The following is a 16,417-nucleotide window of genomic DNA, read 5'->3' as shown; positions in this document are numbered from 1 at the left end:
TTTGATCATTATTTTATCTACCATCTAATTTTTAATAATTTTTGAAGTAAATATTTTAGAGTCTACAATTACTTGCATAATGTAAGTTCCCGAAGGAAAATGATTTCCGAAACTATAATTCTGAACATTATTACCAGTTGTTGTATATATTAATTTACCTAACATATCAACTATTCTAATACTAACATTCGAATCATTATTAGCCCCTTGAATTTCAATATTAAACACATCATTCGTAGGAATCGGGTATGCTACAACATTTAATTCAACTTTTTGATTATCTACTTCACCTTCTTCAATTAATTCTGATTTAGAAAAATCTACTTTTGAAGTTACAGTCCCAACACTAAATCCACTATGAACAACTAAATTCCCACCCGACAATATCTTCTTAATAGTATTACTACTAACCCAATTACTAGAGTACAACAATGTATTACCATCATATAAAGAAAAACCAATTTCATCCATATTCCCTGGTTCTCCCTTATCAACCATGTTTACTTGCATTAACAAACCTCCTCCTAAAGAAATAGGATTTACAGGGTCCGTTATATCTTTTAAGTTACATTTTGAAACAAACACTGCTGTTTTTGCACTGGCATTTGAAATATTAACTCCTAAAGATTGCATTGCATTTGATTTTACTTGATACACTTTAACAACACCTGCAACAGTTCTACGGAAAATAAAATTCATATTCCCTTGCAAACTTTTCCCTGATTTATTGTATTTAACATTAAACCCAAAATTAGTTTTTCTACCTGCATCAGAAGCATAACTTCCTGCTGATTGCGTAGGTACAATATATCCTCCTCCTGTAATAAAATCTCCAGTAGGTTTATACACAGTGATTACTACATTGTCTTCCGAAGAGTTTCTTTTATAATAGCCTCCTACTTCAATACCGATTGTGTAATCCATTGAAGTCATACTTCCAATATTAACTGGCCAAGATACGGAAATAGTCCCTGTTTTTGTGTCGCTTGCATTTACTAATGCAATTGGATTTAATACCCAGCCATTAATATCTGTCAGACCATCAATAACAATTGGAACATTATCATTTAAAAACCTAACTTTTGCTTTTCGTATATCTCCAAAATCAGCATCTCCCGAAGCCTCTGATGTAGCTGTTATATCCTGAATAGTAGCCCTTAATTCAATAACAGCAATACTACTAGAAGCACTTTGGGTCGCTACAATGTCAGTTCCAGTAAATTCTGCTCTGGCGTCTTCTTGTATTATTGTTAGAGAACCACAGTTCCAATTTGTTACACCTGTAAAATTAGTTGTTGCAGGACTAAACACCGCTATGATTGTATATGTTCCCGGAGCATACAACATGGTAAATTGCTTCGAAACAGTACCGTCACTATTATTAAAATCTGAAAGTAACGAAGTTCCTAAACTTGTTACGATACCTCCAGAAGATTTCAATTTAAATTCAACTGTACCACCATGTGCATTCAATTGCGCCTGTGCCGTAGCCGAAGTTACCGATGCTACCATGGTCACTTTGTCTGAATATTGAACTGGATTTGGTAATACTATAGTTGTAATAGATGTCGGAGAAGTACTTATAGTAGCAGAAGTACTTGCGATTGTATTTACCAAGTTATAATTCCCTGCAGATACTCCACTGATACTAATTCCTGTTACCGAAACATTCCATGTACCTATATTCTCATTTGCAAAATTTGCAGTAGTATATGCTGTCGTCAAAGTCAATGCATCCCAGCTAAAACGGTTGTCACTCAAAGAAACTGTTGCTATTGTATTACCATCGTATACTTTATTAATTCCAGTTGCAGATATTAATAAGGCTTTTGCATTTACTGTCAACGCTCCATCGGCATAGGTAATGGTATAATTCCCTAAGCCTGTTCCTGTGGCGGCACTTGCAACTATAGGGTAAGTAGAACCTGCTACTGTAGCTGTATTAACAGATCCTGTACTGCTTAAGGATACTCCTGTAATAGCATCAAAACTCTCCAAGGCAGGGGCTGTAAAGGCTGTAGTTCCCAACACTTTTGTCTCTCCATAGGTTTTGGATTGATTATTGGCTGTAATTAATAAGGCTTTTGCATTTACTGTCAACGCTCCATCGGCATAGGTAATGGTATAATTCCCTAAGCCTGTTCCTGTGGCGGCACTTGCAACTATAGGGTAAGTAGAACCTGCTACTGTAGCTGTATTAACAGATCCTGTACTGCTTAAGGATACTCCTGTAATAGCATCAAAACTCTCCAAGGCAGGGGCTGTAAAGGCTGTAGTTCCCAACACTTTTGTCTCTCCATAGGTTTTGGATTGATTATTGGCTGTAATTAATAAGGCTTTTGCATTTACTGTCAACGCTCCATCGGCATAGGTAATAGTATAATTCCCTAAGCCTGTTCCTGTGGCGGCACTTGCAACTATAGGGTAAGTAGAACCTGCTACTGTAGCTGTATTAACAGATCCTGTACTGCTTAAGGATACTCCTGTAATAGCATCAAAACTCTCTAAGGCAGGGGCTGTAAAGGCTGTAGTTCCCAACACTTTTGTCTCTCCATAGGTTTTGGATTGATTATTGGCTGTAATTAATAAGGCTTTTGCATTTACTGTCAACGCTCCATCGGCATAGGTAATGGTATAATTCCCTAAGCCTGTTCCTGTGGCGGCACTTGCAACTATAGGGTAAGTAGAACCTGCTACTGTAGCTGTATTAACAGATCCTGTACTGCTTAAGGATACTCCTGTAATAGCATCAAAACTCTCTAAGGCAGGGGCTGTAAAGGCTGTAGTTCCCAACACTTTTGTCTCTCCATAGGTTTTGGATTGATTATTGGCTGTAATTAATAAGGCTTTTGCATTTACTGTCAACGCTCCATCGGCATAGGTAATGGTATAATTCCCTAAGCCTGTTCCTGTGGCGGCACTTGCAACTATAGGGTAAGTAGAACCTGCTACTGTAGCTGTATTAACAGATCCTGTACTGCTTAAGGATACTCCTGTAATAGCATCAAAACTCTCCAAGGCAGGGGCTGTAAAGGCTGTAGTTCCCAACACTTTTGTCTCTCCATAGGTTTTGGATTGATTATTGGCTGTAATTAATAAGGCTTTTGCATTTACTGTCAACGCTCCATCGGCATAGGTAATGGTATAATTTCCTAAGCCTGTTCCTGTGGCGGCACTTGCAACTATAGGGTAAGTAGAACCTGCTACTGTAGCTGTATTAACAGATCCTGTACTGCTTAAGGATACTCCTGTAATAGCATCAAAACTCTCCAAGGCAGGGGCTGTAAAGGCTGTAGTTCCCAACACTTTTGTCTCTCCATAGGTTTTGGATTGATTATTGGCTGTAATTAATAAGGCTTTTGCATTTACTGTCAACGCTCCATCGGCATAGGTAATGGTATAATTCCCTAAGCCTGTTCCTGTGGCGGCACTTGCAACTATAGGGTAAGTAGAACCTGCTACTGTAGCTGTATTAACAGATCCTGTACTGCTTAAGGATACTCCTGTAATAGCATCAAAACTCTCTAAGGCAGGGGCTGTAAAGGCTGTAGTTCCCAACACTTTTGTCTCTCCATAGGTTTTGGATTGATTATTGGCTGTAATTAATAAGGCTTTTGCATTTACTGTCAACGCTCCATCGGCATAGGTAATGGTATAATTCCCTAAGCCTGTTCCTGTGGCGGCACTTGCAACTATAGGGTAAGTAGAACCTGCTACTGTAGCTGTATTAACAGATCCTGTACTGCTTAAGGATACTCCTGTAATAGCATCAAAACTCTCCAAGGCAGGGGCTGTAAAGGCTGTAGTTCCCAACACTTTTGTCTCTCCATAGGTTTTGGATTGATTATTGGCTGTAATTAATAAGGCTTTTGCATTTACTGTCAACGCTCCATCGGCATAGGTAATGGTATAATTCCCTAAGCCTGTTCCTGTGGCGGCACTTGCAACTATAGGGTAAGTAGAACCTGCTACTGTAGCTGTATTAACAGATCCTGTACTGCTTAAGGATACTCCTGTAATAGCATCAAAACTCTCCAAGGCAGGGGCTGTAAAGGCTGTAGTTCCCAACACTTTTGTCTCTCCATAGGTTTTGGATTGATTATTGGCTGTAATTAATAAGGCTTTTGCATTTACTGTCAACGCTCCATCGGCATAGGTAATGGTATAATTCCCTAAGCCTGTTCCTGTGGCGGCACTTGCAACTATAGGGTAAGTAGAACCTGCTACTGTAGCTGTATTAACAGATCCTGTACTGCTTAAGGATACTCCTGTAATAGCATCAAAACTCTCCAAGGCAGGGGCTGTAAAGGCTGTAGTTCCCAACACTTTTGTCTCTCCATAGGTTTTGGATTGATTATTGGCTGTAATTAATAAGGCTTTTGCATTTACTGTCAACGCTCCATCGGCATAGGTAATGGTATAATTCCCTAAGCCTGTTCCTGTGGCGGCACTTGCAACTATAGGGTAAGTAGAACCTGCTACTGTAGCTGTATTAACAGATCCTGTACTGCTTAAGGATACTCCTGTAATAGCATCAAAACTCTCCAAGGCAGGGGCTGTAAAGGCTGTAGTTCCCAACACTTTTGTCTCTCCATAGGTTTTGGATTGATTATTGGCTGTAATTAATAAGGCTTTTGCATTTACTGTCAACGCTCCATCGGCATAGGTAATGGTATAATTCCCTAAGCCTGTTCCTGTGGCGGCACTTGCAACTATAGGGTAAGTAGAACCTGCTACTGTAGCTGTATTAACAGATCCTGTACTGCTTAAGGATACTCCTGTAATAGCATCAAAACTCTCCAAGGCAGGGGCTGTAAAGGCTGTAGTTCCCAACACTTTTGTCTCTCCATAGGTTTTGGATTGATTATTGGCTGTAATTAATAAGGCTTTTGCATTTACTGTCAACGCTCCATCGGCATAGGTAATGGTATAATTCCCTAAGCCTGTTCCTGTGGCGGCACTTGCAACTATAGGGTAAGTAGAACCTGCTACTGTAGCTGTATTAACAGATCCTGTACTGCTTAAGGATACTCCTGTAATAGCATCAAAACTCTCCAAGGCAGGGGCTGTAAAGGCTGTAGTTCCCAACACTTTTGTCTCTCCATAGGTTTTGGATTGATTATTGGCTGTAATTAATAAGGCTTTTGCATTTACTGTCAACGCTCCATCGGCATAGGTAATGGTATAATTCCTAAGCCTGTTCCTGTGGCGGCACTTGCAACTATAGGGTAAGTAGAACCTGCTACTGTAGCTGTATTAACAGATCCTGTACTGCTTAAGGATACTCCTGTAATAGCATCAAAACTCTCCAAGGCAGGGGCTGTAAAGGCTGTAGTTCCCAACACTTTTGTCTCTCCATAGGTTTTGGATTGATTATTGGCTGTAATTAATAAGGCTTTTGCATTTACTGTCAACGCTCCATCGGCATAGGTAATGGTATAATTCCCTAAGCCTGTTCCTGTGGCGGCACTTGCAACTATAGGGTAAGTAGAACCTGCTACTGTAGCTGTATTAACAGATCCTGTACTGCTTAAGGATACTCCTGTAATAGCATCAAAACTCTCCAAGGCAGGGGCTGTAAAGGCTGTAGTTCCCAACACTTTTGTCTCTCCATAGGTTTTGGATTGATTATTGGCTGTAATTAATAAGGCTTTTGCATTTACTGTCAACGCTCCATCGGCATAGGTAATGGTATAATTCCCTAAGCCTGTTCCTGTGGCGGCACTTGCAACTATAGGGTAAGTAGAACCTGCTACTGTAGCTGTATTAACAGATCCTGTACTGCTTAAGGATACTCCTGTAATAGCATCAAAACTCTCCAAGGCAGGGGCTGTAAAGGCTGTAGTTCCCAACACTTTTGTCTCTCCATAGGTTTTGGATTGATTATTGGCTGTAATTAATAAGGCTTTTGCATTTACTGTCAACGCTCCATCGGCATAGGTAATGGTATAATTCCCTAAGCCTGTTCCTGTGGCGGCACTTGCAACTATAGGGTAAGTAGAACCTGCTACTGTAGCTGTATTAACAGATCCTGTACTGCTTAAGGATACTCCTGTAATAGCATCAAAACTCTCCAAGGCAGGGGCTGTAAAGGCTGTAGTTCCCAACACTTTTGTCTCTCCATAGGTTTTGGATTGATTATTGGCTGTAATTAATAAGGCTTTTGCATTTACTGTCAACGCTCCATCGGCATAGGTAATGGTATAATTCCCTAAGCCTGTTCCTGTGGCGGCACTTGCAACTATAGGGTAAGTAGAACCTGCTACTGTAGCTGTATTAACAGATCCTGTACTGCTTAAGGATACTCCTGTAATAGCATCAAAACTCTCCAAGGCAGGGGCTGTAAAGGCTGTAGTTCCCAACACTTTTGTCTCTCCATAGGTTTTGGATTGATTATTGGCTGTAATTAATAAGGCTTTTGCATTTACTGTCAACGCTCCATCGGCATAGGTAATGGTATAATTTCCTAAGCCTGTTCCTGTGGCGGCACTTGCAACTATAGGGTAAGTAGAACCTGCTACTGTAGCTGTATTAACAGATCCTGTACTGCTTAAGGATACTCCTGTAATAGCATCAAAACTCTCCAAGGCAGGGGCTGTAAAGGCTGTAGTTCCCAACACTTTTGTCTCTCCATAGGTTTTGGATTGATTATTGGCTGTAATTAATAAGGCTTTTGCATTTACTGTCAACGCTCCATCGGCATAGGTAATGGTATAATTCCCTAAGCCTGTTCCTGTGGCGGCACTTGCAACTATAGGGTAAGTAGAACCTGCTACTGTAGCTGTATTAACAGATCCTGTACTGCTTAAGGATACTCCTGTAATAGCATCAAAACTCTCCAAGGCAGGGGCTGTAAAGGCTGTAGTTCCCAACACTTTTGTCTCTCCATAGGTTTTGGATTGATTATTGGCTGTAATTAATAAGGCTTTTGCATTTACTGTCAACGCTCCATCGGCATAGGTAATGGTATAATTCCCTAAGCCTGTTCCTGTGGCGGCACTTGCAACTATAGGATAAGTAGAACCTGCTACTGTAGCTGTATTAACAGATCCTGTACTGCTTAAGGATACTCCTGTAATAGCATCAAAACTCTCCAAGGCAGGGGCTGTAAAGGCTGTAGTTCCCAACACTTTTGTCTCTCCATAGGTTTTGGATTGATTATTGGCTGTAATTAATAAGGCTTTTGCATTTACTGTCAAACTATTACTATCATTTCTCTCAGCATAACTTGCATCGCCAGCGAAACTAGCAGTTACTCCAGTGGGATATGTTGATGCATTAATCCCTATTAAACTGGCGTTACTTAAAGTTGCAACCCCACTTGAATTCGTTACTGCTGAACCTACTAGGGTTCCATTCAGAGAGAAGTTTACAGTTTTCCCATCAAGATTAGTTGTTCCAGAAGATAGCGTGGCACTTAGTACCACTGTACCACCATATGTGCCTGTAGCACTACTAACTGATAAATTTGTTGAAGAAACACCACTATATGTGCCAATTATTGCATTTGATCCCGTATAATTTGATGTTCCGATATTAAAACCTTGCGTATATGACGAAACACCTGTCCAATAATAAGTTATAGTCCCTACAGTTACTGGATTAAATACCCATGAAATGGAAGTACCATCTTTAGCTCCAACAGTTTCTGTTCCATTATTTTTAAATGTAATTGTTTCTGTTACTAATGTGTTTGTAGTTGCTTTTGTGTAAGTAACAGTTGCAGTCATATTAATATTTTGACCAGGCACCCCCGTTTGACCAAAACCAACATTACCATCTGTAAAAGTTCTATAGGCTATGAATCCCGAAGATTCACCAGTTGCTGTCAAAACAAAAGTAACTCCAATATGATTTACTTTTATCAAAAACTGATCATTATAAATATTCCCACTAGAATCCGCAATTGCGACTAAATCATGCGAATTGACACAAGTAGCTGGTTTGGGGGTTTCATCAAAATGAAAACTCACAGTTTCCCCTGGTGACCAACCAGTTCCTGTAATAATAACATACTCACCAGGAGCATAATCATCCTTATCTGTTGTTACTGTTGCCTGTCCAAATACAGAGTTGACAACAAACAAATTAGCAATAAAAAAAACAATAAACAAAAATCGGGAGGTGGGTAAAAATACTTTCATATTTATTCAATTTTAAAGTAATAAAACAACGAACAGCAAAGCAATTACAAATAGTAATTGCTATTATGAAAAACGATAAACAAAAAGTGGTATTTTTTTTTATGCTAGTCTGAAATAAATAAAAACAGATACTTCCTATTGAAGATGAAAAGCATTATCCTTTATTATTGTTTTTTCAAAGACAGACTACTAATTTAAAACAGAACTCAAAAAATAATTCATGACATTAGCATGTTTTCGATAAAAGTGTTAAAAAAAACTTTAAACTACATCTTTAACCAAAATAACAACTAATACAATTCTTACAAATTAAAATCAACAAGTTAATTTCAAAGAAAACAAACACTTCATCCTTAATTATCAAACAGTTAAAACAACTTAATTATAAATCCAAATCACTTCATTAACATTAAAAAATATAGTAAATAACAATAATACAATTAAACATCGACCACAGATTAATTTTAAATTAGATAAATTTGCATCAAAATTAAAGCTACCTTAAATGACAAAACAACAACAAGACTGGCCTTATTTAAAGAGATACGAAGCAGAAAACGTCTCTACTCCACCACCTACTAAAGAAGAAAATAGAGTAGTGTTTTTGGGCGACTCAATTACCGAATTTTGGAAAAATCTAATGCCTGAATTCTTTGATGGTAAACCGTATCTTAATCGTGGTATCAGTGGACAAACGACACCACAAATGCTCGTTCGCTTCAGAGCCGATGTGATTGCGTTACAACCTAGAGTCGTTGTTATTTTGGCTGGAGCCAATGATATCGCAGGAAATACAGGCCCTACCACTATAGAAATGATTACGAATAATCTTTTTTCGATGATAGAATTGGCGCAAGTACACCATATAAAAGTTATTTTATGTTCAGTTTTGCCTGCTAACAGATTTCCATGGAAACAGGGAGAAAATCCTTCTCAAAAAATTATTGCTTTAAATAAAATTCTTAAAGAATACGCAGCGCTAAATAAAATTCAGTACTTGGATTATTACTCCGTCATGGTGGATGAGAAGGATGGAATGATTAGTACTTACGCAGATGATGGCGTACATCCAAACCGATTGGGCTATGAAGTAATGGCTGATTTATTTTACCGTAAAGTTTGCTAGTTTATTATTTAGCCAAAAGTTAGAAAAGTTTAAATGCAAAGAGCTCTCTAAATCCCCTTACATAACGATACCTTTTTTTAAATCATTAAAAAGTTAAGTCATATTAAACTTGACTTAATTTCATTAATTACTCGATAAAGACATAACAAAAATTCACAGAATTAAACTAGTATCGCGTTAAAGGCAAAAATAAAAGCAATCACAGAAATTATGATTCCTATCATAAAAATATTATAGGTAATTCTTAGCAGTCGGTATTTTTTCTCAAGAACTACCCCTAAGTAGTACAAGTCTTTAATCATAGCGTTGTACAAATAATCACGGTCTTTCATCATCTCATTGACCGCCCACTGATATTCTTCAACAGGCATTTTATAAAAATTTCCAAAAAACAGTAAATTGACTTTTTGGTTGTCAATATCTTCACGGGTGAAAGTTCCCGTAGTCACTTTTGGTCGGGTGGACAAAATAGCAAAAATGATAGAAACCACACTAAACATTAGCAAAACAAAAGTTGGCAAAATCAAATGAGCGTTCCCTGGACTGTCTAATTTTGGGATAATAGAAGATAAAGCAATCGAAATGATAATCGCATTTACAGACAATAGAATATTTGCTTTACTATCGGCAATACCACTCAAACGGGTGTGATTGCTCAAGGTAATTCGAAACAAAGTATCAATCCCACGATCTGGTTTATCCTTCTTTGCTTTCTTCTTTTTAGTCTTCTTTACTGAGGACGAATCTATAACATCTAACGGATTCTCTTGAATCATTTTCTTTATTAATTTAATGTTTTCTTCTTTTATAGGTTGCCAATGCTGAATCGCATAATCTGTATAATACTGATGCCCATGCTCTAAAATATTTAAGTTTTCCTTACTCCATTCCTCATCAGTAAACTTCTTTTTCATTGTCACCTCCCACTCGTCTCTAAGAAGCTCACAATAAACAAAGTATTTCTTATCCCCAAAATGAGAATAATCAGCATCCCTAATAATTTTTTCTAATTCATTTTGAGGGACATAATTATAAACTGTTGCTTGAATTAACGAATTTACCTTTTGAATAAACTCATCCGATTGCCCCTGTTCTTTTAAAAATTCAGTTGCAATTTCCACACTAGAATCTTCATGCTTGGTACAGCCTTTAATATAACCTGTATCATGAAACCATGCCGCTACCACTAGCGCTTCATAATCAGAACCCGTGATTCCTTGACTTTCGGCAATTTCTTTAACAGCATTAACCACCACTAAACTGTGGTTGCAATTATGATATGTAAATGAAATAGAAAGTTTATCTTTGAGTAAATTACACACAAAAGATTCCGTTTGGTCGATAAGATGCATAGGAATTATTTATACTACTAAATTATGAAATTGTTTTTGGAAAAAAGACTTATTCAACTATTTATATCCTTTTTACTGTTTTCTTGCGCAACTCACAAAGAACAATTTGGTAAAAATGTTGCGAACTGGAACCCAACTAACGAAAAAGACACTTCAAAAATTGCCCATACTTTTTATTTGATTGGCGATGCTGGAAATACCACAGATGAAAATTCAAAAGAAGCCCTGCTTGCTCTAAAAGAAAAACTCAAAACTGCCGATAAAAATTCGACTTTAATTTTCTTAGGAGACAATGTTTACCCAAAAGGAATTCCTGCTAGTGCAAAAAATACTAATTATGAAGGGGCTAAACTAAAATTGACCAATCAACTCGAAATCACCAAAAATTACAAAGGTAAAACCGTTTTTATTCCTGGAAATCACGATTGGTATAATGGCAAAAAAGGACTTGAAGAGCAAGAGGATATTGTAACTGATTATTTCAAAAACAAAAAATCATTTTCACCAAGAAAAGGTTGTGCTATTGATGATATTAAAATAAATGATAACGCTATCCTGATAACAATTGACAGTCAATGGTTTTTAGAAGATTGGGACAAAACACCCACTTTGAATGATGACTGCGACATCAAAACCCGTGACGCTTTCTTTGAAGAATTAGAAAGCCTTTTGAACAAAAACAAAGACAAGACAGTAGTGTTGGCAATGCATCATCCATTGATGACAAATGGATCGCATGGAGGGCAGTTTTCTTTGGAAAAACAATTGTTTCCACTAGAACAAAAAATCCCTTTACCTATTATTGGGTCATTTGGCAATCTGCTGCGAAAAACTTCTGGCGCCAGTCCACAAGACCTTCAAAACAAACTATACAGCAAACTTACCAACCGAATCAAAACCTTAATTCAAGGACTAGACAATGTAATTGTTGTGTCTGGTCACGACCACAATTTACAATACATCGAGCATCATAACATCAAACAAATTATCAGTGGTGCAGGTTCTAAACAAGAAGCTGCCAAAGCGATTTATCCCAATGATTTCTCGTATGGACAAAAAGGTTTCGCTACACTCTCCCTGTACAACAATGGAAAAGCAACTGTTTCCTTTTTTGGAAAAAGCAAACTCCTATTTGAGCACACTATTTTTACTCCAAAAACAATAATAAATACTGATTATGCTTCATTTTCAAAAACCAAAAAAGCATCGGTTTATACCCCTGAAATGACTCAGAAAACAGGAGCTCATAATTTTATTTTTGGACAACATTATCGCCCTTACTACAGTACCCTTGTCGAAAGTAAAACAGCAAATCTAGACACATTATACGGCGGATTAGCACCGAAACGAGCTGGAGGCGGACATCAATCCAAGTCCTTACGTTTGATAGATTCGAACGGTAAAGAATACGCCATGAGAGCGTTGAAAAAGAGTGCTACACGATTTTTACAAAGTGTAGCTTTCAAAGAACAATTTGTAGAACATGATTTTGAAAACACCTCAGCTGAGGATTTTCTACTTGATTTTTATACCAGTTCGCACCCTTATACACCAATGGCTGTTGGGAATTTGGCGGATAAAATTGGCGTAAGCCATTCTAACCCAGTTTTGTTTTATATTCCAAAACAAAAAGCTTTAGGCGAATTCAACACTAATTTTGGGGACGAATTGTATTATATCGAAGAACACACTTCCGACGGACATAACGATTTGGCTAGTTTTGGAAAACCTTCTGCTATCATCAGTACCGAAGAAGTTTTAGAGAAAATTCACAAAGATGAAAAGTACCATATTGACGAAAAAGAATACATCAAAGCGAGATTATTTGATATGCTTATTGGGGATTGGGACAGGCATTACGACCAATGGCGTTGGGGAGAACATAAAATAGGCGACCAAATCATTTACAAACCGATTCCAAGAGATAGAGACCAAGCATTTTCTAAATACGATGGTGCCCTATTGTCAATATTAATGAATATTCCTGATTTGCGACATATGCAAAGCTTTAAAGAGGATATCAAAAATGTAAAATGGTTCAACCGCGAACCTTATCCTTTGGATGTAGCTTTTTTAAAAACAGCAACTCAAGAAGATTGGCTCACACAAGCAGCATACATTCAAGAGCACTTGACCGACAACGATATTGACAATGCTTTTGCCAACCTACCTAAAGAAGTTCAGGACGAAACGATTAAGTCTATTCAAGAAAAATTAAAACTTCGCAAAAAACAACTTCAAAAATATGCTAGCAGTTATTACAAAAGCTTGCAAAAAACGGTTATCATAGTTGGAACCAATAAAAAAGACCAATTTTTAATTGAAAAGAAAGCTGGAAATACTATTGAAGTTAGGGTTTCTCGTTTAAAGAAAGAGGGACTAGAATTTGAGTACACCAAATCCATTTCAGGAAAGGAAACCAAAAATATTTGGATTTACGGACTAGATGACGATGATGAATTCAAAGTGATCGGTAACCAAAAATCGACTATTAAAACCCTATTGATTGGTGGTCAAAATCACGATATGTACTCGGTTGACAATGGAAAAAAAGTGAGTATTATCGATTTTAAATCTAAGAAAAACAGTTTTGTGTTAGATTCTAAAACATCCAAAAAACTAACTGACGATTACCAAACCAACCTTTACGACTACAGACGTCCTAAATACAATGCTTTTTCAGGTTTGCCAACTATTGGCTTTAATCCTGATGATGGTATCAAACTAGGAATCAATACCAATTACACGGTAAATAATTTTAAACAAAACACGTATACAAACAAGCATATGCTAACTGCAAATTACTATTTTGCTACCAGTGGTTACGAGTTGCTTTATGCTTTTAAATCACCAAAAGCCATTGGGAAATGGGATTTTAACCTTGAAACTCGTTTTACCAGTCCTAATTTCGCAATCAATTATTTTGGTTATGGAAACCAAACAATAAATAACGATGAAACCTTAGGCATGGATTACAATAGAGTGCGTATCAGTATTATTAAAATAGCACCACAATTTGTAAAAACAGGTCGTTTTGGAAGTCGTTTAGAATTCCAACCAAGCTTTGAAAACATCCAAGTCGAAAAAACCGCAGATCGTTTTATTGCAACATCAAATACAGTCAATACAGCAGTTTTTGATAATCAACAATTTGCAGGAGCCAGTATTGGGTACCATTTTGAAAATTATGACACGCCTTCACTCCCAACGATGGGAATGGGATTTTCAGTTGTGGGAAGTTGGAAAACAAACCTTCAAGACAGCCGTAAAAACTTCCCTTCGATAGAATCTAAACTGAATTTCAATCATAAAATTGACGCTCAAGGCAAATGGGTTTTGGCTACTATTATGAAAGCCAAAATGATTCTGAACAACAACTTTGAGTTTTATCAAGGAGCCGTTTTAGGAGGAAATAACAATTTGCGTGGTTTTAGAAACGAACGCTTTTTAGGAAAAAGTTCGTTTTATCAAAGTAGTGATTTGAGATTTAACATCGGACAAATCAAAGAAAGTTTTATTCCGATGAGCTATGGTATTCTAGGTGGATTTGATTACGGTCGTGTGTGGCTTGATGGCGAAAACTCAGACCAATGGAAGCAATCCTATGGAGGTGGTTTGTGGCTTAACGGTATTAACACCATCACCGCCAGACTTACTTATTTCAAAAGCAAGAATGAAGAAGCAAGAATTAGTTTTGGGGTTGGTTTTGGATTTTAAATTCATACAGCTTCCCTCCTGTCTTTTTGACTTTTTCGTCAGCGATGTATAAAGTTGCATTGTCTTTGAAACAAACCGCTTCTTTTTGAGAAAAATGATTCAATTCTAAATCGGTTCTTTTTCCAGATAGGAAGTCGTCATTTTTAAAATTTTCGAATAAAATAATTTTGCTATGCGTCAACAGCACTAATTTCTTTTCATCAGGACTTATCGCTGCACTGGTAATGGCATAATTTTCAAAATCAGGACCCGTTTTGAATTCTCCAATGCGTTGCGCTTGATGGAAACCAGCAGTATTGGGAATTTTATAAATGAAAGCAGTTCCATCAAAATTGGAACTTCGGTTTTTGGTAAACAAATAAAAATTGCCCTTCCACTCTATAAAACCTTCAACATCAAAATGCCTATTTTTCTTTTTTGGTGGAAAATCCTTCTGTTCTGGATAGGCAAACCGAATGATAGCAGCAGGAGTTGTTTCTGAATCTGAAAGTGCCGTTTTATCAATTTTATAAATCGCTAAATCTTTTCGATAATTGTCGTTATTCCCAAAATCACCAACGTATAAATTCCCAAGTTTATCCTTGGTAATATCTTCCCAATCGTTGTTTTCAACACCGTTTACACGAATCGTTTGTTGAATTTTTCCGTTTTTATCTAGAGCGTAGATTTCATTTTTATTGCCACTATCTTCAATTGCCCAAATCAATCCAGATTCATTACTGTTTATACCTGACACTTCTTTAAGTGATTTTGGAAATGAAAACAATTCTATTAAATCTTCAGTTTTTTGGTGACAAGCTAAAACTAAAAACACCAATAAGAGTTTATAATATTTTTTCATTAGCTGTCTTTAGAAATCAAAAATCTGTTTTAAAAATGTTAGCATTTTTATAGTTTCTAGAAACAAATTCAAAAGCAGCTTCTAGTACTTTCCCCATGGAGGCGGCATTTTTAAAATTCAAATCATTCGTGTAACGGTACAATTCTAATTTTAGCCTTTTGATATGCTCGTCAGGTGCAATGACATCTTTGCTCATAATTTGCAACAATCTATTTATACGTTTGTTGGCAGAGTGCAATCTTTTGGCCAGAGCGGCACGTTCTTCATTTTTATATTGTTCGATGGAAGAATCTTGTAATTTGGTTTTTACCAATTGTACCATAGGATTGTTTTCTTTAAAAAACTGTGGTCGGTAAATTTTAAAATTTCCTTCGTAACATTGCTGATCGAAATCGATTGGTCGAATTTTATACACTACTTGATCAAAATCATGGATAGGCAATACCACATAATTATAAGCTCTCATATCACCCAAAAGCCGAATCATACAACGTTCATTGAATTTCACAAACTCTTTAGCTATTTGGGATTTTTCGGTTTCGGTACAGTTTTTCAACAAGGTTTCCATAAAAACATCACCAGGAATACCAATAATATGCTCCTCAATCAAAGTATCATGATAGACCAAAAAATTTATTTTGTCGGGCGAAAGTATATCTTCTAATTCAAGACCGTAGATTCGAGAGGCATCTGCTTTTTTGATATAAAAATGAACATAGTTATCATTGAGAATATTTCTAACTTTTATTCGAAACGGTTTGGAATTCCCAAACGTACAATAATCTATAGCATCTATGTTCAAAAACTTTATAATTTCGACGTTCCCATCAGAATGCAACAGCGTATAGATTTTTTTTAAATTTAAATCAATCTCTTTCCTTTCATGTTCTGAATAATATACCCGCACCCATAAGGTATCTTGATCATTTTTGTCGTACACACTTATGGCCCCAGAAAATCGCAATAAATCATCATAACAAACAGAAACGCTTGATATGCGATCAAAACGCTCTAGATATCCTAACAATGCGTCATTAATTGGATAGGTAGGCTTTTTAAATAAAACAGAAGAATCACTCATAATTATTGGATTTAATACAAATTTACACTAAATAAATCCTTTATTTCCTGAATTACTGGTTGAATTTAATTTTAATATTCTATGATAGAAAACAATTTGTTCTAATACGATTCCTTTGAAATTATCAGAATTTGATAATAAATTAAAAAAAATGGG

At 36.6% G+C, this 16,417-nt stretch carries 7 protein-coding genes; 2 read left to right on the top strand and 5 right to left on the bottom strand.

The features are described 5' to 3' along the window. Window positions 1-24: 24 nt before the first annotated feature. Both SLW70_RS10005 and SLW70_RS10000 read right to left on the bottom strand, forming a co-directional pair. A complete protein-coding gene (locus tag SLW70_RS10005; RefSeq protein ID WP_320888204.1) occupies window positions 25-5,160 on the bottom strand; it encodes an MBG domain-containing protein in 5,136 nt (1,711 codons plus the stop codon). Continuing rightward, on the bottom strand, window positions 5,157-8,144 hold the full coding sequence (locus SLW70_RS10000) for a beta strand repeat-containing protein (protein WP_320888203.1): 2,988 nt from the start codon (window positions 8,142-8,144) through the stop codon (window positions 5,157-5,159). The genes SLW70_RS10005 and SLW70_RS10000 overlap by 4 nt, the downstream gene beginning before the upstream one ends. Window positions 8,145-8,649: 505 nt before the next feature. Here SLW70_RS10000 and SLW70_RS09995 point away from each other — a divergent pair. Continuing rightward, window positions 8,650-9,270, top strand: coding sequence for an SGNH/GDSL hydrolase family protein (locus SLW70_RS09995; protein ID WP_320888202.1), 621 nt, complete (start codon window positions 8,650-8,652; stop codon window positions 9,268-9,270). Between the two features lie 161 nt (window positions 9,271-9,431). Here SLW70_RS09995 and SLW70_RS09990 read toward each other — a convergent pair whose 3' ends face one another. Next, window positions 9,432-10,622: a Pycsar system effector family protein gene (locus SLW70_RS09990; RefSeq protein WP_320888200.1), complete on the bottom strand. Its 1,191-nt coding sequence runs from the start codon at window positions 10,620-10,622 to the stop codon at window positions 9,432-9,434. A gap of 24 nt (window positions 10,623-10,646) precedes the next feature. Here SLW70_RS09990 and SLW70_RS09985 point away from each other — a divergent pair, with 24 nt between their 5' ends. Beyond that, on the top strand, window positions 10,647-14,339 hold the full coding sequence (locus SLW70_RS09985) for a metallophosphoesterase (protein ID WP_320888199.1): 3,693 nt from the start codon (window positions 10,647-10,649) through the stop codon (window positions 14,337-14,339). Here SLW70_RS09985 and SLW70_RS09980 read toward each other — a convergent pair. Both SLW70_RS09980 and SLW70_RS09975 read right to left on the bottom strand, forming a co-directional pair. Next, window positions 14,311-15,180, bottom strand: a complete 870-nt coding sequence (locus SLW70_RS09980) for a hypothetical protein (protein WP_320888198.1) — start codon at window positions 15,178-15,180, stop codon at window positions 14,311-14,313. The genes SLW70_RS09985 and SLW70_RS09980 overlap by 29 nt on opposite strands. A gap of 16 nt (window positions 15,181-15,196) precedes the next feature. Continuing rightward, on the bottom strand, window positions 15,197-16,261 hold the full coding sequence (locus SLW70_RS09975; RefSeq protein WP_320888196.1) for a hypothetical protein: 1,065 nt from the start codon (window positions 16,259-16,261) through the stop codon (window positions 15,197-15,199). Window positions 16,262-16,417 lie beyond the last annotated feature (156 nt).

Origin of the sequence: Flavobacterium sp. NG2 (assembly GCF_034119845.1) — a bacterium.
In the GTDB taxonomy this organism is placed as follows: Bacteria; Bacteroidota; Bacteroidia; order Flavobacteriales; family Flavobacteriaceae; genus Flavobacterium.
This window is presented reverse-complemented; position numbering and strand designations above follow the sequence as displayed.

What these genes read in the sequence shown, in the direction of transcription:
- SLW70_RS10000 (WP_320888203.1), bottom strand. Translation starts at nt 8,144, where the DNA reads ATGAAAGTATTTTTACCCACCTCCCGATTTTTGTTTATTGTTTTTTTT.
- SLW70_RS09995 (WP_320888202.1), top strand. Translation starts at nt 8,650, where the DNA reads ATGACAAAACAACAACAAGACTGGCCTTATTTAAAGAGATACGAAGCA.
- SLW70_RS09990 (WP_320888200.1), bottom strand. Translation starts at nt 10,622, where the DNA reads ATGCATCTTATCGACCAAACGGAATCTTTTGTGTGTAATTTACTCAAA.
- SLW70_RS09985 (WP_320888199.1), top strand. Translation starts at nt 10,647, where the DNA reads ATGAAATTGTTTTTGGAAAAAAGACTTATTCAACTATTTATATCCTTT.
- SLW70_RS09980 (WP_320888198.1), bottom strand. Translation starts at nt 15,180, where the DNA reads ATGAAAAAATATTATAAACTCTTATTGGTGTTTTTAGTTTTAGCTTGT.
- SLW70_RS09975 (WP_320888196.1), bottom strand. Translation starts at nt 16,261, where the DNA reads ATGAGTGATTCTTCTGTTTTATTTAAAAAGCCTACCTATCCAATTAAT.